Source organism: Hoeflea sp. CAU 1731 (genome assembly GCF_039888615.1).
GTDB lineage: Bacteria > Pseudomonadota > Alphaproteobacteria > Rhizobiales > Rhizobiaceae > Flavimaribacter.
Genome location: NZ_JBDQQS010000034.1, coordinates 1 through 17,578, shown reverse-complemented (window position 1 = coordinate 17,578; position 17,578 = coordinate 1). Strand labels below are relative to the sequence as shown.

Below are 17,578 nucleotides of genomic sequence, written 5' to 3'. Positions count from 1 at the left end.
TGGTGCGGGTCCTCATCACGGCCGCGATTGAGCGCGCGGGCGATCTGATTGAGATTGACGCCAACCCGGTTCAGCTCAGTGAGCAGGCTGGCGTCAACAGGTGAGCGAGGCAGGGCGACCTTGCCGGTCAGGATGCGCTGCCGGCCGTACTCGGCCAGGCTGACGCCGGCGGCGCTCGCTTGGTCCTCCACGTACGCCCGCTCGGCCTCCGTCACGTCGAACGGGCCGAGTCTGGCTGAGCGCTTTTCGTGCTCCTGTTTGCGAGGCCGGGCCATGTCGTCGGCCGCTCCTTTCTCACCGCATCCAAGGGCAACCCCTTGGCCGTCATCCAACGCCGGAACGTTGGTCGTGGCGGAGCGCCGGAACGCTCCTTGATGGGTCCAGGGAGAACAAAATCTCCCGGTCAGGTTCCAAGGGCGCGAAGGCTCTTGGTCCATGGTTCGGTCCAGGTGGAGAGGTGAAATCTCCAAGCCCTGGTCATGGTCCAACGGTGATCCGTTGGCAGGGTTCGGGACGGGTCCCGAAGGTCGCTTGCTAAGCGGCCTCAAGCCGGGGTGTGGGGGGCTGCGTTGAGCCTCCTGCCAAGCGTTTTTCCATGGGAAAAACATAGCTTGCTATCCCTAAACAACCGACGATTAGCATAATCCTCCGACCGTGACCAGAAAAATGAAATCCCTGCCCCATTGCTCCTCGTCTCATGCCTTAACACATGCTCCGAATCCGCCTCGAAAATGCGCTTGTGACAGACCACCCGGTTCCAACAAGACGACCCGTCAGCCCGTCATGAGCACAGCCGGGACACAGCCCATTCGACTGACGCCATCGCCTCGTGCAGGTCGTCCTTGACGACGGCAACCACGAGCCCGCCCCAGGAGCCCTCCGGCAGCTGGCATACGCGGCCGAGCGAGTATTGCAGACCGTAGGGCGTGGTGTAGATCAGGTCGAATTGCGTCGGTCCGGCTGACTCCATTCAAGCGATCGGAAACCATCCTCCGGGCCTTCCAGGACAGGCGCGGCAAAGGTCACGGCGCTCGTCGTCGGTAGCGTCCGCACAGTCGAACATGGTCTGAGAGAGCAGGGCGCTTTCCCACTGGGCACGGTAGCGCCGGAAGTCCGGCGCTACCGTTGCGGTGTCGAACACGCGCGTCATTAGTATTCCTCCGCAAGGAGGATGGTCAGGACGCGGCGCGTCTGTTTCGGATCGGCCGGGTCCTCGCTGCCCTTGGTCAGCGTCGGATCGTAGTAGTCGATCTTCCAGAAGACCTTGCCGGCCCCAGGCTGGTCGAGCGCGCCGAAATCGTGCTCGCCATAGGGATCGTTGTCCTCCGAAAAATCGTCGAAGGCGCGGACCTTGGTGATGATCTCCTCCCGGACGTGATCGGGCAGGGCAGCGATCCCTGCCGTCATCACGACCTTGCCGGTGAGGAATGTCTGCCGGAACAGGTCATTCAAGCCGGCGATGGTAAGTTGTACGCTCATTGATCACCGTCCTGGCGCGTGGCCGGAACGAGGAAGATCACGCCCTGGCGCTGAGCCAGTTCGACCGGGATGATGTCGAGGGCGAGGATGCCGCCTGCCTTGCCGTTGCGGCGCGGCCAGACCGCCCCGATCTCTTTCGGGCGCGCGAGCATGTCCTTGCCCTCCGTGTCCTTGCCGATGATCCGGGAAAACGTCACCCGGTAGAGCGGCCTGTCGTTGGTTTCATTCGTCGTCATTGTCGATTTCTCCTTTGTTTGTCGGGCTGGACCATCCAGCCGATGCGCGGGAAAAATCGGACCGAAGCCCTGCGGGTCATGGCCAACACGGGAGCGGAGCGAACGGTGCGGGCAGGCCATTGACGCGAGCCGTCAGGCGTCACGGCATCGAGGCCGATAGCGCTATCGAAGCTGGCTGGATGGTCTGCTCTGACGAGGAGAGAAGCGGGCAGGGCAGGGGGAAAACAGAGGTCGCCGCGCAAGCGCGTTTGCAACCGAACCGATCAACGCAAGGGTATCGCGGTGCTCGCTCCGTCAACCCCGTTTCAGGGGTATGACTTCCGCTGCGCGCCGGCGATCTCCTGGCGGTGTCGGCTCCGGGGAAATGTCAGGCCTTCCCGTCTCACCAGGGAAATGAATCGTCGCAGTCGGGATTTCCCGCTCCCGGAAGGGTTGCTAGGATGAGCAATGGCAAAGGGCAAAGGGACATATACAGGCCGCTATTTCAGACACCTGGCGGCGGGGGCAAAGGCAGCAGGCCAAGGGGCGATGCTGGCCAATGGGATTGCGCAGCGCAAAAGGATTCAGGAAGAGGCGATCGAAGCGGCGCGGCCTCCTGACCCGATGGTAGGTCTGGCCGATGCCGGCGAGTTGGAACAATACCGCCACGCCAAAGGCGCTTTCTACCTTGGCCGCATTCACGACGATCACGGCGTCAATTTGGAGGCCGGGATTCATGATGATCGCGGTGTGTTCGTCGTTGCCGGCTCGGGCGCGGGGAAGGGGACCAGTTTCTACATTCAAAACTGCCTGCGGTGGCAGGGGCCGCTCGTCTGTGTCGATCCCAAGGGCGAAGCGGCGATGATTACCGCCATGCGTCGCGGAACTAGAGAAAAGGCGATCGGAACAGGAACAAGCGTTCGCCCACCCTTTCTCGGACAACAGGTCGCCATCCTCGATCCTTTTGGCCTAGTGAAGGGGCCAGCGCGCTGCTACCGGGTCAACTACAATCCGATGCGCGATATCGACATGAGCCGCGGCGGCGGCGTCCGGCAAATCCGGGCTATCGCTAGCAGCCTGGTCGTGCATGAGCCAGGCGAGGGGAAGCACTTTTCCGAAAGCGCCGAAACCCTGATTGCCGGCGTCATCGAAGTCATGAAGCTGACGGAAAATGAAGCGGCTGCCCAAACGCTACCGAAGGTGCGGCGCGTTCTGCTGGGCGAGGTGAAAACCCGCTTCAAGCATGAAAGTGACGACGACCGGGACCGCAAGCAGGCCTATGACCACCTGGTTGATTATCTGAGGCGGGTAAAGTCAAAGGCCGGGCTCGGGCGGGAAGCTCTGGCGATCGTCGAGGATGTCGGTCGCGACGAATGGAGCGGCTACCGGTCAACGTTGTCCAGGGCGGTGCGGTGGATGGCGGAACCGGAAATGCAGGACCATTTGCGGGATTCCGGCTTCTCGCTTTGGGATATCGTCCAGCAAGGCGGGTCTGTCTACTTCGTCCTGCAAAGCGATGAGATTGACGATTACAAAAGCTGGCTGCGTGTCGTCATCCGCATGGCGACGGCCGCCAAGATGGCCTTGGGCACGAACCAGAAGGGACCGAAAACCCTTTTCATGCTTGATGAGTTCGCTGCGCTCGGCCGCTTTCGAATCCTCGAAAAGGCCGTGGCGGAAATGCGCGGCTATGGCATCAAGCTCGTGCCGGTAATCCAAAATATCGGCCAGATCAAAGAGCTGTACGGCGCAAACTGGGAAACCTTTATGGCCAACTCGGCCGCGATCCTGGCCTGGGGTCTGAATGACGGTGAAACGGAAAAATACATTGCCGATCGCCTCGGGCGGGTGATGTCTTGGGAAACCTCGGCCGGGATGAACGCCGGCGGCGCGAGCCTGTCCATGTCGGCCGGCAACTCGGCAAATTCCGGATGGCGCGAACGGCCCATCCGCTTCCCGAATGACATTCACGACCAAAGTGCAGCCGGCACCATGCGGGCCTTCGTGATCCCGGCGGCGGGCAAGGGCTTCACCGTGCGCCGGGTGCCATATTTCGAAGACCCTGAGCTGACTGGCGCGCGGGCCTACGATGCACCGGACTTCATAGCCGCCTGGGAAGCCGATTACGGAAGGCGAGCATGAAACTGGTCGAATTAGTCGGCGTTCTCGCCATACCCGCTGCCATTTATTCCTTCTTCGTCCTCCGCAAGGCATTCGCCACCCTGCGAGCAAACGATAGGCACTATAATCCGCCGCCGCCTGAAGATGTGGATGTTGCCCGTAGGGTGCTTCTTATTTCATTCGGGGGCTCCGTCGCTTTTGGCGCCCTCATCGTGCTTACAGGTGGATCGTCCCCAGAAAGAATTGTCCCCGGCTTTCTGCTGGCCCTGGCCTACATTCCCGCGATCATGGGACTTTTGGGACTCTGGGAGGATCACAAGAAGGCCCGCACCTTCAACCGGAACTTTCATGACATCAACAGCCCGCACGGCTCAGCCAATGTGCCGACCGGCCGAAAGATCGGCCTTGTAGTGAGCTGTTCCCGGAACCTTGGCGATTATACGTTTGTAGGACTGACGGCCACGCCAACCGGGCTGCATCTTGAAGAGTCGGAAAGCATCTCTGCCGAGATTGCAAAAGAAGTCAGGGCGCAATCGAAAGACATTTCGATTGCCGGCGTGACGGATGGCAGTAGGTGGCTAAATCAGAAAACACCCACGACTGCCGCCGGATTTGGCCATATTTGTTGTTCGTGTCTGAATGGCGTCATGCTGCTCTGTAACTGCAACAGCTATTTTTGTTCCTCCCAGGATAGGAAACAAAACATCTGCCCTGATTGCGGCACTGATCCCGCAAAGCATGGCCGGCAACCTTTTCGCCTCTTCGGAATGCCGCTTGATCGGCAACACGCGGCCGGAGGTGGCAAGGGGCAAGGGTCAGCCGCCGATGACGAATTCGGTTTCGATGAAAACGCCAAAGCCTGGGGTGGGACTGATAGCACCAGCGGTGATCGTGAGCCGCCAGATGATTATGCCGAAATGATGCGCCAGGCGATGGAAACGGCCAATGGCGTGTCGGACGCCAGAGCGGAAGCCATGGCGGAAAAAATGGATCAGCTCGCCAAGAAACCGGGCCTTACAGAAAGAACGCGCCAGCATTACGAAATGGTCGCCATGCTCCTACGGGAAAGAGCCAAGGGGTTCAAAGGTCGGCCCGACCCCTCGCCACCAAGCGATGAGGAAGTAAGGGCAATTCATCTGCCCGCGCCCTAAAAACTTAGCCGCGCGATCGGGGAAGAGTGAGACACAAAGGGTCACTTTTGTCGCAAAAAGCAACGGTCTAAACGCAAGAACTCAGAAGGCGAAAAGCTGAAGTGTGACCGCGACAGTGGTCGAGACAAGGACGCCTGCACCGAACAAGAGACCCGAGTCGCATGAATCAAGGTTGCGTAACCGTTTGTCGCGAAATCTCGGCTTCGGCCACCGGCACAATCCGGAAGGCCGAAGCCAGTCAATCAGCGCATCGGAACCATTTACCCAGCGCGGAGCACACCAGTCCGTCCAGGATGCTGTGCCTTCTCGTTCTCACGCCACTGAAACGTGATCTCCACGGGGATATGGTGCTTATCGGCAATCCGGGCGATCTCTCTCCACGCATCCTGTGCCGACTGCCCCTGGACAGAGATTCCGAGATCGGAATGGAATCTAAACCCATCATCCTCATACTCGGAGCTCTTGGCTGGGACTTGGAGTTGACCAACGAGCTGCTGCCCCGTGAACCCTTTTTCCTTCAGGGCTCCGATAGCGGCGAGCAGTACACCAGCCCAATTTGGCTTTCGAAGCGATACACCGTCTACCTTCGCTGAAAGGATTTTGGTGAACGAAAGACCTGGCGCTTTATCGAACGTCATGTGATCTGTCGCACCTTCGTGCGCTTCAGGTCCTGGTTCAACATCACGTTCGAGGTCTAGTGCTGCCATCTTCTCCCGGACGAGCTGAACAATCGTCTCAGAAGGGGTACCCGTGCCGATCCACGTCGAAATCGACTTCAGATCAACGAAGGTGGCGTCATTCAATCGAACTACCGGCATCATAATTGTCTCCTTTGTACTGAGCCGCGGCCTGCACTTAGATATGTAACATATTCTCTGAAACTTTCAATAGAGATATGTAACATATTCCCTCAAACGCTTGCGGCCAGCTTCCGGGCCTCGGCCCTGGGGCAAATTCTCGTTGCGAGGATTGGGGCGAAAGGGGTCCCTTTTGGTACGCTTATCCCCACCTTTCTAAGCCCTTGAAATCCTTTATGCTGGCGCGGGGCAAAAGGGTCGGGCAAAATAGCCACATGAAAATCGGCTATGCTAGGGTCTCTACCGACGAACAAAACCTTGATGCGCAGATCGACGCTTTAAACGCGGCCGGCTGCGATCGGGTCTTCGTCGATCAGGGCGTGAGCGGCGCTACGATCGAACGCGACGGCCTCGATCAAGCCTTGGCGACCGTCATGGGGCCGGGCGGCGTTCTGGTCGTCTGGAAGTTAGACCGCCTCGGCCGCTCGCTTTCCTTCCTCATCGATCTGATCGACCAGCTCGGCAGACAAGGGGCTGGGTTTCAATCGCTCTCGGAATCGATCGACACCACCACCGCCGGCGGCAAGCTGATCTTCCATGTTATGGGGGCGCTAGCCGAGTTCGAGCGCTCCCTGATCTCGGAACGCACCAAGGGCGGAATGGCTGCCGCTCGCCGGCGCGGAAAAAGCATTGGCCGGCCGAAGGCGCTCAGCCAAGCCCAGGTTGATCATGCACGCGAGCGTATCGCAGCTGGCGGTGAAACCATCTCCGGTATGGCTGATATCTTGGCCGTCGATCGAAAGACGTTGAGTCGGGCGTTGCGGAGTGTTGGTGAGGAGCACCACCAGACTCACCGTTTTAGACATATCGATCACAACAACTAAGCAGGAGAAGCCACATGAAGCGATCTATACTCATCATTGCCTTTATCTTGTCGGCCGGATTTGTATTTTTTTCTCTTTTTGATAATGATCTTAAAGGGGGATTTGTCGATGGGTGCACCGAATTCAACTCAGTTGAATTCTGCTCGAGATCATTCACTTTTTTCGTACTCATACTAAGCGCAGTTGCTGTTTTTAGTTTGTTTGGCTTGCTGCGATTGAGAAAGTGAACCCGCGCGATGAACGCCCAGCCTGACCACCAGAACGTGATCGAACATTGCTCATGCTGTGGTGACTTCGATTTCAGCCAACGCAGGTCATGAGTATCCCCGGCGGTGTCACGCGTAATGCGGTATTGGCCGGCTCTACGGAAGCACCCGCCAACCGAGAAACAGCGGAAAGCGCAGCCGAGCATTTAACTCATTCTCTAGCGCATAAGAGAGATTTCTTTCTGGAAATCACTGTGCAAGAGTAAGTCTGCCGAGGACAATAAAGTTTGCAAACATGAAATCTGCAATAGTAGGAATTATAGTTGGCCTGGTTGCTATCGTTGGAAGTGGAATCTTTTTGAAATCCAACTATGCTGATGAACTGACTAAAATGTGCTTATCAGTGGATCAAACACTTCAGGGCTCGTCTCGGGTGGCTTCATGCGAATGTGCCACGAAAGCAACAGTTGGAGCGCTTGGTTTCGCCAAGTTCCTTCCAATATTGGGGGACCGGAGGGCGATCGCACAAGCCACACAATCCGGCGGGATATATCAAAAAAACCTTCAACGGTGTATGGCTGGCAGATAAACGGGCGGCCGGATCGTTAAGTGCTCGGCCGAAGGCCGGGAAGCGGCAAAGGGCAAGGCCGTGCGGTTCGGCCCGAAACCGAAGCTGACGGATCACCAGAAATCAAAGGCGCTCGATCGCCTGGCCGCCGGCGAGAGCTGCCGGGAAATCGCCCGAGACATGGGCGTGTCGCACTCAACGATTTCGAGGCTGAACGCTGATAGCGGTCAGGGATAAGAAAGAATGGAAGGCAGCGTTCGGGCTGCGCCATGCGCGTACGCCTTGGCGTGATTAGGATGACTTCAGTATTTTTTCAGTTATATTATCCATATCGGCAAGGACTTTTTCTCTATCCCCTTTTGTTTTCGCCGCGTGGGCCTTTTGGCATAGTTTAACAGCCTTCATGTGGTCAGTATTATTAGATTTGAACCTTGGGATACTTAGATGTTTGAAAATATTACTCACCTGAATCTGAATTGTATGGCTCTCGATGTACTCTCTGACCATTGATGAATTGAGCATGGCGCAAACAAAATACGCTGCATCCGCACTATCAAAATCCGCGAAGTAAACCTTGTGATCAGGTACGAACGGCCTCTTACCTACGAGCGGAACATGGGCATTGGTCACAACGACTGCTTCAAATGTCGTGGAGAGTTCCGCCCAGACGACTTTGTAGGGTGCAAATGAGTATGCCCCCACATTGTAGATAGCGTAGTAAGGCGCTCCCTTCTGTCGCAAGCGATATGTGGATCGGTTGCTGAGCTTATCCTTAAAGGCTCGAAAATATTTGGCCGTCGCCTTCAGTTTGGTAACGCGCTTTTCAGCCGCTGCATATTCAGACTGGATGATTCCGCGGTTCGGAACCAAAATAAACAGCTCCTCCTCGATGTGCAGATCGCAGGCCGAAAAATCTCCTGCCCCTTTCAACAGTGGATAGAGAAGGTCTGGATCAATCCAATATCGCCGCGCCGGGCCAATATCGGTGCGCCCGGCTTCCGGTCTTGTTTCAATCTGCACAAGTCGTTGCGCTTTGTTTGTATCAACAACACGGACCATGTAGACACCGTTAAGGTCGGCCGTCACACCTTTGCGACCGGCAAGCCAATCGCTGATGCCCTGTATCGCCGCCATGTCGAGGAAGCGACCTTTAGGCAGGATCGCCCAGGGCGAATTGCCCCCATCAACAGGATTGGCCTCCCAGGTTTTTACGTCAACGCGCTTAAGAACCTCGCTCTTTGTGCTTGTGTCTGGGATCGCCGCAGAGAACCCATCTGCCTTCTCCCACACGCGATACGGAACAGGATATGCCGCCTTCCGAGCAGCGGACACCTTCTTCAGTCGCATGATGGCCGTCTTGTTGGCCACTTTTGGGAATGGCTTCAACTTCTTCAGATCATCAATCTCAACCGGGATTAGGTTCCCTTTGTCATTGATCTTGAAGCTTCTGAAGCCTTGGGAAGAAGGGGATTGGAAATGTGTCTGCGTGATGACGAAAACAAGCGTTCCGCCCTGCTTAAGCCACTTGTCCCCTACAGTGTAAGTAAGCATCCCGGAGATATCGAGTTCATTGCCTCCATGATAAGGCGTCTCGGAAAAAATCGCATACTGCTCACACGTCGGCTTGATGCGCTCCCGGTACATTTCGGGCAAATTCGACCAGCGGACCCACGGCGGGTTGCCGATAACGACGTCAAACTCTCCGGCAACAGCGGACCAGAAGAAGTTGCGAACTATGCGAAACCAAATGCCGTTCCATGACTTCTTGTGAAGCTCTAAAACCCGATCGTATGTCTGACTAAGGGCATCGCGCCATTCTTCTGCTTCTCCAGGCGTGATGGTGCCCGCTGTCAATAGCCGGGCCTCAACGACCTTGTAGTCTTGTTCGTCTTCGACGGCTTCTGCCATGCTCACAAAGGCATCGTCGAGACGCTTTCGATCATACGCTAGCGCCCACGGAAGGGTGACACGGAGATCCGATTGCGCGCTGCCAATCCGATACTCCACAAAGTCTTTATCATCCTGTGGCGAATGCGCAGGTGAATAAACTGCATCGGCAAGAAGGACAGGAAGTTCTACTTCCATTTTTGCCACTCCCACCAGGTCAGCAATGGCAATCAGAAAATTTACGCGGGACGACTGCACAGCCAGGGGATTAAGATCAAACCCCCACACTGTACTTAGAACGTTTTTGAGTATGGCCTCAGCCGATAGTTTGTTCCTTGCGCCAATTTCACGCTTCCGTCTAATCACCTCCAGAAGGAACGATCCCGAACCACAGGTGGGGTCAAGGACTCGTGAGCTATACCAATCGGTTACGTTGGCACGATCACAGGAAACATCGACAAGCCAGCCTGGCGTGTAAAACTCCCCCAGCGCTTTCCGCAAAGTTTCTGGAACAAGCGCTTGGTAGAACGCCTTTAATACGTCCCTAGACCTCGCCGCGCTAAGGTCGTCCATTCGATACAAGGATAGCTGTGTGAGAAATGCTCGAATGCCCTCGCATATTCTCGCTCTACCCTTTCGCGACAATGATACGTCGCTATACCAGGAAAAAACAGCCTCTTCGACAAACCCCTTTATACGCGCCGCCTCAAAGTAGGCGCTTCGCTCGACTTCTTCATCAAGCTTCTGCAGAAGATCGTCGTCGTCATATCCTAGAAGATGTTCACAAAAATCCGGGTGAGCGGTAAGTCCGTACTCTGCTACGATCTCCGCCGCCAAAAGTTTCATTACGAATGCGTTATACGTATGAATCACAAAGAGGAGTGCGGCGACCGCATCCTCCTTCGGCAGCGAAAGCGACAAAGGAACGTGCTTTCGAATTTCTCCGGCCTGGGCCGCTGACAAATCCGCCACCTGGCCGAAGAGTGTCCGCCATTCCTCGAACAACATTTTCACTTTGCTGTTGTTGGAACCCTTCAGATGGCTCTCAAGCTCGGCCGCCAGACCGCCCATCATCAAACGGCCTATCTCGGAACCGTGACCAAAGTCCTCCACCAGGGTTTCCGCTGTCACGGCCCTACGCTTAGAGTCCGCACATGCTTGAGCAACAAGCCCAATGGAGGCCTCATTGAACGGCAGTAGATTTCTGTGAGAAATCGTCCCGTCTTTATAGAAGGCAAAGCAAATATGGTCGCCGTCCGTAGCAATTCCTATATAGTTTTCTTCAGGAATACCTTCGTCTACGGATCTTCTCTTTATGTATTTCTTAAGTCTATCAAATATAGCTTCCTTGAATGCCGCACTTTTTATACTACCCTTGAATAATCCACGGTCCTTAAATTCAATTATAACCTGATTGTATGAAGCATCATTTCGTGAACGCTCAGCGTGAAACGTAATGCCTAAGTCGTTTTCGATATGCTTTAGCCAGCTTTTTCGGACTTCTTCCTCATTATCCCAATGCGGTCTGGCCTTCTCTAGATCGGAATACAGTGACATTATCGCCCCTCAAATTGGTATTCTGATTTTTCTTGTTTTTGAGCGACATAGCGCTGAACATTGATCTCCCCTTCCCGCTTTCGGGCCTGGGCGATGTCGTAGCTGCTTTGCATCCGCATGAGTGTGTCCATGCTGACGCCGAACGCCTTCTCGATGCGCAGGGCCATGTCGGGCGAGAGCGAAGAGCGCTCGTTCAGGAAAGCCGAGAGTGCCGTCCGGGTGATGCCGAGCACGCCGGCGGCCTCGGTGACGGACAGCTCCATCGGCTCAATGATTTCAGTGCGGACGAAACCGCCAGGATGGGGCGGGTTCTTCAGCCGGTAATTGGTCGGTTCGTTCATGGCTCCACCTCCTAGTGGTAGTCCTCATAATCCAGTTCGATGATCTCGATTTCAGCCTGGTCGATCCGAAAGGTGATGCGCCAGTTCTTGGTGACGAACAGGCTCCAGGTTCCCTTCCGGTCCCCGGTGAGCTGGTGGGCTTTCCAGCTCGGGATCGTCCGCAGCTCGTCCTCGCGCTCCATGTCCTGGAGGAAGGCGATGATCTTGCGGATTTTATCGACGAACGGTGCTTGAAGCCCGGCCGTATCGTCATCTTCGATCAGGCGACGCAGCCCTTTGTGCTTCACGCTTCTAATCTTCATCAATATCTAGAATAGCTTGGCAGGGAAGAATGTGTCAAGTGTCGCGCTACACTTACCATAACCCTGCCCTGCTGAGCTTGGCCTGGCACGGCCAGCTCCCCCGTATCTACCTTACACCCCTGCCAGGGGCCGAAGTCCGAACCATCGTTGCCGATGCCCCGGAGCCTGAAAGTTCTATTCCTTTGGTGAGACGGAAGGCTCGACATTCCTCCGGAGCCGACGCCCTCCGAAAGATCGCCGCGCGCAGCGGAAGGCAATGGCGCGGCACGCGGGACCGGAGCCACGCGCAGCCCTGGATCTCACTTCTCCAGGGGCGAGCATGGCGAGGACCCACCCATTGCCGGAGCGAGCACGGTGATAGGCTACTTTTGTTGGCCTGATCCCTTCCCTACCTACTGAAAAATGAAGGCTACAAGGAGCGGAGCGGGAAGCGCCGGCCGGCCTTCCAGGGTTCCCGGCGCACCCGCAGGAGCGCAGGATTCTTCGCGCGGGATCGAGTGCGCCCTTGGAAGGCCGTCAAAAGTTCTTGTTGCCGCCGGCGTCCCCAAGGCTATGATTAAGAGATAAGGTGATCGCCGATGAATGAAAACCACATAAGCTGGACGCCGGAACGCGATCGGACGCTGCTCATGTTGTGGCGTCTCGGATTCCGGCCGACGCAGATCATGGTCATGCTCGGCGGCGTCACCCGCAACGGGGTGATCGGACGCTACTTGCGTTTGCAGTCAGACGGACCAATGGCTGGATACCTCGCCGGCGGAAAGATCGTCCGATGGTAGAGCGGCCAGATCGAATTCCGCTGCATGTTGCAGCGATGGCGGCGGAGCTACGCGGCCGCCGCACAGACCTCACCGGCATGACTACTGAAGAAAAATGGCGGCATTTCGCGCGCAAGATGGGCACCTTCTACGCCCCCCTCGACCCGGTAGCGGCGCGACGGGCAGAAACCTTGCTGCTCAAACGAATGTTGGCCAAGTAAAAGTCCGCGCGGTGTGTATCCCTCTCCTTACCACAAGGAGGGTCATAGGTGAGAGTTTAGTACGAGGCCTGCCCTCCTTGTCCCATCGCGCCGGATCGAATCGATAGCGCTCCTGCTTACATTCCGAGAGCCTTTCCGCCGGCTCGATTGTTTAAGGCTTGATCTCTGAAAAATCCGCTTGGTTTCTTCGAAAGCAATAGGATGTTTCTGTGTGTTTAGATCGTTGAAGGGGTATGCTGAGTGGCCCTCATATACAAAAAATGAAGTGCCGGCCGATTAGGCCGGTTCCATTTAGGCCATGCCGTAGGCATGGGGCGAAGCGAGCAGAGCGAGCGGAGGGTAGGTTTTTAGGAGGCTTTAGTTTGTGAAAGGAGTGATCCCAATTTGAATGCCTTAGAGGTATTTGTATAGGGATTAGAGGTTTGCGAGAGTCATTTAACGCGGGAAAAGCCCTTTTCCGAGAGTCATTTAACGCAATTGCGTGAGTGAATTAACGCATCCCCTGCCCGACTCGGGGTTACCGGCGATTCGGCCTGGCTCAGCCAAAGGCGTGAGTGATTTAACGCACGGCCTTGAGCTTGCCATGCTTGATGAGTTGGTAGGTTGTTTTGGCGATCGGCGGCGGACTGTTGTGGAGCGTCAAGCCGCCGGTGTCGGCCTCGATACGCGCTGCCGGATAGACGGCATGGACGGCCTTAAGGTGCTTGATGAACTCGCGGCGGAAAAACCGTAGGTCGCGATAGCCCTGCCCGAACTGCTCGTAGAGCGCCGTCCAGGGTATGAAGTCCGGCTTGACCGGATGAATGCGGTGAAGGCGCTGCGCCAGCCACGAGTAAATATCGAGCTGCACAGCGCTGTCCTTGATCTGCGCCAGGGCTTCCATCGGAAGCGGGACGGCGTGCTGCACAAGTGTCTCGAAGTAGTCCGTGGAGAGAGAGACGATGGACGGCCACAGCAGCCGCTGATCGGTGTCCCTCTGGACCCACAGGTCAAAGTGTTTGACGACGCGGCCGTAGAAGGTCTGGGCGCTATCGGGGCCGGTAGGAACACCGATAGCCAGGTCGGAGGCCGAAAGTCGGCCGAGCTGGTCCTTCATGGTCCGATAGTCGTACCCCTGCCCCTTGTAACCGATGCGCGTCAGGAAGGCGCGGAAGGTCAGATCAACCTCGATGTCGGGCGACTTCTGCTCAATCGCAAGCGTATTGAGGTAGGTCATAATCAGTCGCGGCTTCGGTCCCCACGGCAAGCCAAGGCGCACCCATTCCTGTGTGCCTGGATGCAGCGCCTTGCGTGCTTCGACGCGGAGATGGACGAAACCGTTTTGGCGCTCCCATTCAAAAACCTCGTCGCCAGGGTTCTTGTAAGGCAAGCTCGTCTGGCACAGGACCGTGTGCTGGTAGAAGATCGGCCCCTGCCCCGGCTCCTCGATATGGATGCCGCCACCGGCGTCCTGGACGGCGCGGTCAACTGCCCAGGTGGGTTCCGGTTTAAGATCAAGAAGCGGCTTGCGCCTCTTGGCGTATTTCTTACGATTGGAGGTGGCGATTTTCTGGCCGGTCAGCTTGCGCTGCGCGGCGTTCATATGTTCATCGGAGATTTTCCCCTCACCCCAATCTCGCCATGCGCCTTGCGGATCGTCCGCTAGACGTTGTGCAAGCTTGTCGATGAAATCTCCTGATGACATTGGGCCTCTTTCTTACTTCGAATCTGCCTTACGACCTTCGAGAGGGTCAATCAATTGTTTGAAAACAATCCCCAAGGCCATCTGGCAAAAGGTACCTTTGGGTACTTTTTAGTACCGTACCTTAAGGTACTATACTCAAAGGTACCTTATGGTATAATGCACTGATTCGTCTGAAAGTGCCACTGGTCCCACATGTTCAATTAATCCCGAGAAACTCATGCCTGTCATAGCCTTCGCCAACTCCAAAGGCGGCTCCGGAAAGACCACAAGCGCCCTCCTGCTGGCGTGTGAGCTGGCCGAAAGCCGCCCCGTCACCATCATCGACGCTGATCCGCGTCGGCCCATCACAACGTGGGCCGAGCCGAAGGACGGTAAATCCGCGCCGCCGGCCAATCTAACCGTGGTCACGAGCGCGGGCGAAAAAACCATCCTCGACGAAATCGAGGAAGCGGCAACACGCGATCCGTTCGTCATCATCGATCTGGAAGGCGTGGCGTCACGGCTTACCAGCTACGCCATCGGCCAATCTGATTTCGTGATCGTGCCGATGAAGGAGCAGCAGCAAGACGCGCTCGCAGCGCTCGACATCATTCAGGAAATACACCGCGAGATGAAGGCCGTGCGCCGACAGATTCCCTATGCCGTGCTGTTCACGCAGACCAAATACGTGAAATCTCGGACCTCGCGACATATCGCCGGCCAGTTCCGCGATAACCCGTCGATCGATACCTTCTTAAGCGAGATCGACGAACGGGACGCGTACTCCGCGATCTTCACGACCGGCGGCAGCGTTCGCGCGCTTAGCCCGAAAACGGTCAACAATCTCGATAAGGCGATTGCGAACGTCCAGGGCTTTGCTTCGGAAGTGATCGGCAAGCTCAAAGCGCTACATGACGCGCAAGCGCAGGAGGTCGCATAATGAGTGCGGGTGAACGGCAAAGCCTGCCGATGGATACACTGAGCGGCCTTGATGATTTCAAGCCGCGTCCTGCGCAGCGGATGCCCGCGATTTCGCAGGAGCGCGAAAAGCGCGCGATTGACGAGGCGTCACAGTTCCCAAGCAGGCAAGCGCCTGATGACGACCAGCTCAACATCAAGGGGCCGAAGGCCGTCCTCGATCGTTTCCGTGGGCTCAAGAAAACGGAGCGCTACAAATACGCCGATCTGCTCGAAATGATGATGGACGCTTATGAGCGCGAGAAAGGGCAGGGGGCTTAATGTTCCCTGACGGATACCCAGCCTCGATATGATCTTTGACGTTCACACTATCGATGAGATCGAAGTGCAGATTAGCAAAATCAGGGTTAGCGCCGCGCAAGCAAGCGCGGCCCTCCTTGATCTGCCCGACGATCCCCTCAAGGCGCTCGCCCGCATCAAATTCGATCCGATCGGATGGCACCCAATCGAACAGCGGGCGCTGAACCTGATCGAGCAAGTCAATCAAACCTTCACATATCTGGTCGCCCTCAAAGCCGCGCGACTGCTTCTTGAATGGCACCCAGAAGCGGAAGGATATCGCCTTGCGCCGGGCGCACATGCGCCGAAACAATCGCTTGATATTGAGAGTTTGGTTCCTGGCGTTGTGGGGGCAGAGACGTTCGCCGCCGTACGCCCTGAGAACAATCGGAAGCTGATCGGCGACCTCACAAAGCTCGCGAGCCGGCCTGAACGGTTCCGATATGTGTTCTTCATGTCGCCGCTTTTTCCGGAAACGCAGCGGCGACTTGAGAAAGAGCGCGACGGAATAGGGGTGTGGTCGATCTCAGCCGACTAATCGTCGCCCCGCGTTCGCTTCCTCGTCCTGCTTCGGCCCGTTGACTTTCTGCGGCCCTCACTGGCGGCTTTGTGCTCGGCGCGGGTGCTTTCCTGCTTCATAGCGTGGCGTGGCTGCTGCCGCGCCTTTCTGGCTTTCCTGACCTCGGCCGATCGGCGCAAGGTATCAAACACCCTGGCCACCTCTTTGCGCCGCTGCTGCCAGCCCTTTCTGATCTGTTCCCGCTCGCCGGCCTGGCGCTCGATGAGCGCGGTGCGCTCGGCATTGAATCCGCTCCGTGTGGAAGAGAGTAGAGCGGTCCGATCGGTCTTGATGCCCGCGATCGCCGCGCCGATTTCCGCACGCTGCTGCCGGGTCAGGTCGCGCGCCTGGACGGCGTGAAGCCGCTCTAGCGCAGCGGCCCTAGCCTTCTGACTGGTCAGGAAATTGAAGCTCGCGGCCGTCCAGCCGCGATCCTCGTCAACCGCCCCGGAAACCTTCCGATGCCGAATGGCGTCGATCATATTCCTGATCTTACCGGCGAGGCGGGTTTCCCGTGCATCGAAGGCTTGTCGCTCCTCGTATTGGCCCGCGTGAAGGCTGCGCCGCGCCGGCTCATACTGCTTGTCGATCGCCACCTTCGTCCGCTCGATCGCGGCCTTGGCCTGGGTGTCGATCTCAGCCTTCTTCTCCCGGTAGCGGCGCGTCAGATCAGACCATTCGGCTGCGTGGCGCTCCTTCATGGTCCGCGCGTTGGCGCTCAGCTCCGCATTCAGGCCCTTTTGCTGATCCCGTGCGGCCAGGGCCGAATTGTCATTGGCGGCGCGCGCCTTCGCAAAGTCGGGCTCCATCGCTCGCGGCGTTGTCTTCTCGCCGCGAACAAACTCGACTTTCTCGCCGGCGACCTTGCGCTTGATCGCCTCGGCTTTCTCGGCGCGGGCCGGACAGTAAAGCTGTTCCTCACCGCGCTCGCGCCGGTAGGCAAGCGCCCAGGCGTCCAGCTTTTTATAGTCGTTACTGGTCGGCATCATCCGGCCGTCCTCCATCGACACGCGATTGAGTATCACATGGACATGGGGGTGCGGCTCGTCGGAATGGGCGACGATGACCGCTTGGCGATCCTGCGCGCCGATCGCTCGCAAGCTTTCATCGGCGGCCCGGAGCATTTCAGTGCGATCGATCTTGCCGGTCTCGTCGGGATGCCAGGCAAGGGAATAGGCATAGACTGAATTCGAGGATTTCCGGCCGCTGTTCTTGATGCCGGCCTCGCGCTTCAATCGCTCCTGGTCCATTGCCGTCGCCGCCATGATCCGAGCGGATAATTCGGGATCATCAGTGGCGAGGTTCCGCGTCTCCGTCCATGCCACGCGCTCGGACGTGTCGCGGATAGCCTCGCCCTCGATCCGCTTGTCGTGCAGGTAGTAGGCGAACGCGCCTTTGAAGCTCGACCCGGCCTTGGCAACGTTAGGAACCATAGGACCGACCGACCTTCTCAAGAAGCGTGTGGAGCTGGTGCAGGATATGCCCCAAATGGTGCGGGTCCTCATCACGGCCGCGATTGAGCGCGCGGGCGATCTGATTGAGATTGACGCCAACCCGGTTCAGCTCAGTGAGCAGGCTGGCGTCAACAGGTGAGCGAGGCAGGGCGACCTTG

General features: G+C 57.2%; 20 protein-coding genes. 9 read left to right on the top strand and 11 right to left on the bottom strand.

Going from position 1 to position 17,578, the window contains the following annotated elements; genetic code table 11:
• The 4 genes from AAFN47_RS27580 to AAFN47_RS27565 all read right to left on the bottom strand — a co-directional run.
• Positions 1–275: plasmid mobilization protein (locus AAFN47_RS27580; protein ID WP_499812423.1), on the bottom strand; the 275-nt coding region annotated here is incomplete at its 3' end.
• 506 nt (positions 276–781) lie between these two features.
• A complete protein-coding gene (locus AAFN47_RS27575; RefSeq protein ID WP_499812422.1) occupies positions 782–970 on the bottom strand; it encodes a hypothetical protein in 189 nt (62 codons plus the stop codon).
• Positions 971–1,149: 179 nt separating this feature from the next.
• Positions 1,150–1,479: a DUF3768 domain-containing protein gene (locus AAFN47_RS27570; RefSeq protein WP_499812421.1), complete on the bottom strand. Its 330-nt coding sequence runs from the start codon at positions 1,477–1,479 to the stop codon at positions 1,150–1,152.
• Complete coding sequence (locus AAFN47_RS27565) at positions 1,476–1,715, bottom strand: hypothetical protein (RefSeq protein ID WP_499812420.1); 240 nt, start codon at positions 1,713–1,715, stop codon at positions 1,476–1,478. Before AAFN47_RS27565 ends, AAFN47_RS27570 begins: the two co-directional genes overlap by 4 nt.
• Positions 1,716–2,162: 447 nt before the next feature.
• Here AAFN47_RS27565 and AAFN47_RS27560 point away from each other — a divergent pair, with 447 nt between their 5' ends.
• On the top strand, positions 2,163–3,836 hold the full coding sequence (locus AAFN47_RS27560; RefSeq protein ID WP_499812419.1) for a type IV secretory system conjugative DNA transfer family protein: 1,674 nt from the start codon (positions 2,163–2,165) through the stop codon (positions 3,834–3,836).
• Entirely contained in the window at positions 3,833–4,966 is a 1,134-nt protein-coding gene (locus tag AAFN47_RS27555; protein ID WP_499812418.1) for a hypothetical protein, read from the top strand. The genes AAFN47_RS27560 and AAFN47_RS27555 overlap by 4 nt, the downstream gene beginning before the upstream one ends.
• Before the next feature lie 260 nt (positions 4,967–5,226).
• On the opposite strand, the gene AAFN47_RS27550 is transcribed toward AAFN47_RS27555, so the two are convergent.
• Complete coding sequence (locus AAFN47_RS27550) at positions 5,227–5,787, bottom strand: T4SS efffector SepA family protein (protein WP_499812417.1); 561 nt, start codon at positions 5,785–5,787, stop codon at positions 5,227–5,229.
• Between the two features lie 251 nt (positions 5,788–6,038).
• Here AAFN47_RS27550 and AAFN47_RS27545 point away from each other — a divergent pair, with 251 nt between their 5' ends.
• Positions 6,039–6,647 (top strand): recombinase family protein, encoded by a 609-nt coding sequence (locus AAFN47_RS27545; RefSeq protein ID WP_499812416.1) that lies wholly within the window; start codon positions 6,039–6,041, stop codon positions 6,645–6,647.
• Between the two features lie 855 nt (positions 6,648–7,502).
• Entirely contained in the window at positions 7,503–7,658 is a 156-nt protein-coding gene (locus AAFN47_RS27540) for a helix-turn-helix domain-containing protein (RefSeq protein WP_499812414.1), read from the top strand.
• 54 nt (positions 7,659–7,712) lie between these two features.
• On the opposite strand, the gene AAFN47_RS27535 is transcribed toward AAFN47_RS27540, so the two are convergent.
• Genes AAFN47_RS27535 through AAFN47_RS27525 form a run of 3 tightly spaced genes read right to left on the bottom strand, consistent with a single transcriptional unit; the run spans position 7,713 to position 11,508 of the window.
• Positions 7,713–10,865 (bottom strand): Eco57I restriction-modification methylase domain-containing protein, encoded by a 3,153-nt coding sequence (locus tag AAFN47_RS27535; RefSeq protein WP_499812413.1) that lies wholly within the window; start codon positions 10,863–10,865, stop codon positions 7,713–7,715.
• Positions 10,865–11,206, bottom strand: coding sequence for a HigA family addiction module antitoxin (locus AAFN47_RS27530; RefSeq protein WP_499812412.1), 342 nt, complete (start codon positions 11,204–11,206; stop codon positions 10,865–10,867). The genes AAFN47_RS27535 and AAFN47_RS27530 overlap by 1 nt, the downstream gene beginning before the upstream one ends.
• Positions 11,207–11,217: 11 nt before the next feature.
• Positions 11,218–11,508, bottom strand: a complete 291-nt coding sequence (locus AAFN47_RS27525; RefSeq protein ID WP_499812411.1) for a type II toxin-antitoxin system RelE/ParE family toxin — start codon at positions 11,506–11,508, stop codon at positions 11,218–11,220.
• Between the two features lie 578 nt (positions 11,509–12,086).
• Here AAFN47_RS27525 and AAFN47_RS27520 point away from each other — a divergent pair.
• Positions 12,087–12,287 carry a GcrA family cell cycle regulator gene (locus AAFN47_RS27520; protein ID WP_499812410.1) on the top strand — a complete coding sequence of 67 codons (201 nt, stop codon included), beginning with the start codon at positions 12,087–12,089 and terminating at the stop codon, positions 12,285–12,287.
• Positions 12,281–12,487, top strand: a complete 207-nt coding sequence (locus AAFN47_RS27515) for a hypothetical protein (RefSeq protein ID WP_499812409.1) — start codon at positions 12,281–12,283, stop codon at positions 12,485–12,487. Before AAFN47_RS27520 ends, AAFN47_RS27515 begins: the two co-directional genes overlap by 7 nt.
• Positions 12,488–13,046: 559 nt before the next feature.
• Here AAFN47_RS27515 and AAFN47_RS27510 read toward each other — a convergent pair.
• Complete coding sequence (locus tag AAFN47_RS27510) at positions 13,047–14,171, bottom strand: replication protein RepA (protein WP_499812408.1); 1,125 nt, start codon at positions 14,169–14,171, stop codon at positions 13,047–13,049.
• 217 nt (positions 14,172–14,388) lie between these two features.
• On the opposite strand from AAFN47_RS27510, the gene AAFN47_RS27505 reads away from it, so the two are divergent.
• From AAFN47_RS27505 to AAFN47_RS27495, 3 genes are all read left to right on the top strand, one after another.
• Positions 14,389–15,090: an AAA family ATPase gene (locus tag AAFN47_RS27505; protein ID WP_499812407.1), complete on the top strand. Its 702-nt coding sequence runs from the start codon at positions 14,389–14,391 to the stop codon at positions 15,088–15,090.
• Positions 15,090–15,389 carry a hypothetical protein gene (locus AAFN47_RS27500; protein ID WP_499812406.1) on the top strand — a complete coding sequence of 100 codons (300 nt, stop codon included), beginning with the start codon at positions 15,090–15,092 and terminating at the stop codon, positions 15,387–15,389. Before AAFN47_RS27505 ends, AAFN47_RS27500 begins: the two co-directional genes overlap by 1 nt.
• Before the next feature lie 64 nt (positions 15,390–15,453).
• Positions 15,454–15,945, top strand: coding sequence for a hypothetical protein (locus tag AAFN47_RS27495; RefSeq protein ID WP_499812405.1), 492 nt, complete (start codon positions 15,454–15,456; stop codon positions 15,943–15,945).
• On the opposite strand, the gene AAFN47_RS27490 is transcribed toward AAFN47_RS27495, so the two are convergent.
• Entirely contained in the window at positions 15,942–17,399 is a 1,458-nt protein-coding gene (locus tag AAFN47_RS27490) for a relaxase/mobilization nuclease domain-containing protein (protein WP_499812403.1), read from the bottom strand. The genes AAFN47_RS27495 and AAFN47_RS27490 overlap by 4 nt on opposite strands.
• Positions 17,389–17,578 (bottom strand): plasmid mobilization relaxosome protein MobC (mobC, locus tag AAFN47_RS27485; RefSeq protein ID WP_499812402.1); only part of this gene is annotated, 190 nt, incomplete at its 5' end. The genes mobC and AAFN47_RS27490, both read right to left, overlap by 11 nt.

Bases quoted from the DNA above. Each gene is read 5' to 3' on its own strand.
- AAFN47_RS27500 (WP_499812406.1), top strand. From the start codon at position 15,090: ATGAGTGCGGGTGAACGGCAAAGCCTGCCGATGGATACACTGAGCGGC.
- AAFN47_RS27510 (WP_499812408.1), bottom strand. From the start codon at position 14,171: ATGTCATCAGGAGATTTCATCGACAAGCTTGCACAACGTCTAGCGGAC.
- AAFN47_RS27565 (WP_499812420.1), bottom strand. From the start codon at position 1,715: ATGACGACGAATGAAACCAACGACAGGCCGCTCTACCGGGTGACGTTT.
- AAFN47_RS27490 (WP_499812403.1), bottom strand. From the start codon at position 17,399: ATGGTTCCTAACGTTGCCAAGGCCGGGTCGAGCTTCAAAGGCGCGTTC.
- AAFN47_RS27570 (WP_499812421.1), bottom strand. From the start codon at position 1,479: ATGAGCGTACAACTTACCATCGCCGGCTTGAATGACCTGTTCCGGCAG.
- AAFN47_RS27535 (WP_499812413.1), bottom strand. From the start codon at position 10,865: ATGTCACTGTATTCCGATCTAGAGAAGGCCAGACCGCATTGGGATAAT.
- AAFN47_RS27545 (WP_499812416.1), top strand. From the start codon at position 6,039: ATGAAAATCGGCTATGCTAGGGTCTCTACCGACGAACAAAACCTTGAT.
- AAFN47_RS27555 (WP_499812418.1), top strand. From the start codon at position 3,833: ATGAAACTGGTCGAATTAGTCGGCGTTCTCGCCATACCCGCTGCCATT.
- AAFN47_RS27550 (WP_499812417.1), bottom strand. From the start codon at position 5,787: ATGATGCCGGTAGTTCGATTGAATGACGCCACCTTCGTTGATCTGAAG.
- AAFN47_RS27520 (WP_499812410.1), top strand. From the start codon at position 12,087: ATGAATGAAAACCACATAAGCTGGACGCCGGAACGCGATCGGACGCTG.
- AAFN47_RS27575 (WP_499812422.1), bottom strand. From the start codon at position 970: ATGGAGTCAGCCGGACCGACGCAATTCGACCTGATCTACACCACGCCC.
- AAFN47_RS27560 (WP_499812419.1), top strand. From the start codon at position 2,163: ATGGCAAAGGGCAAAGGGACATATACAGGCCGCTATTTCAGACACCTG.
- AAFN47_RS27515 (WP_499812409.1), top strand. From the start codon at position 12,281: ATGGTAGAGCGGCCAGATCGAATTCCGCTGCATGTTGCAGCGATGGCG.
- AAFN47_RS27530 (WP_499812412.1), bottom strand. From the start codon at position 11,206: ATGAACGAACCGACCAATTACCGGCTGAAGAACCCGCCCCATCCTGGC.
- AAFN47_RS27505 (WP_499812407.1), top strand. From the start codon at position 14,389: ATGCCTGTCATAGCCTTCGCCAACTCCAAAGGCGGCTCCGGAAAGACC.
- AAFN47_RS27525 (WP_499812411.1), bottom strand. From the start codon at position 11,508: ATGAAGATTAGAAGCGTGAAGCACAAAGGGCTGCGTCGCCTGATCGAA.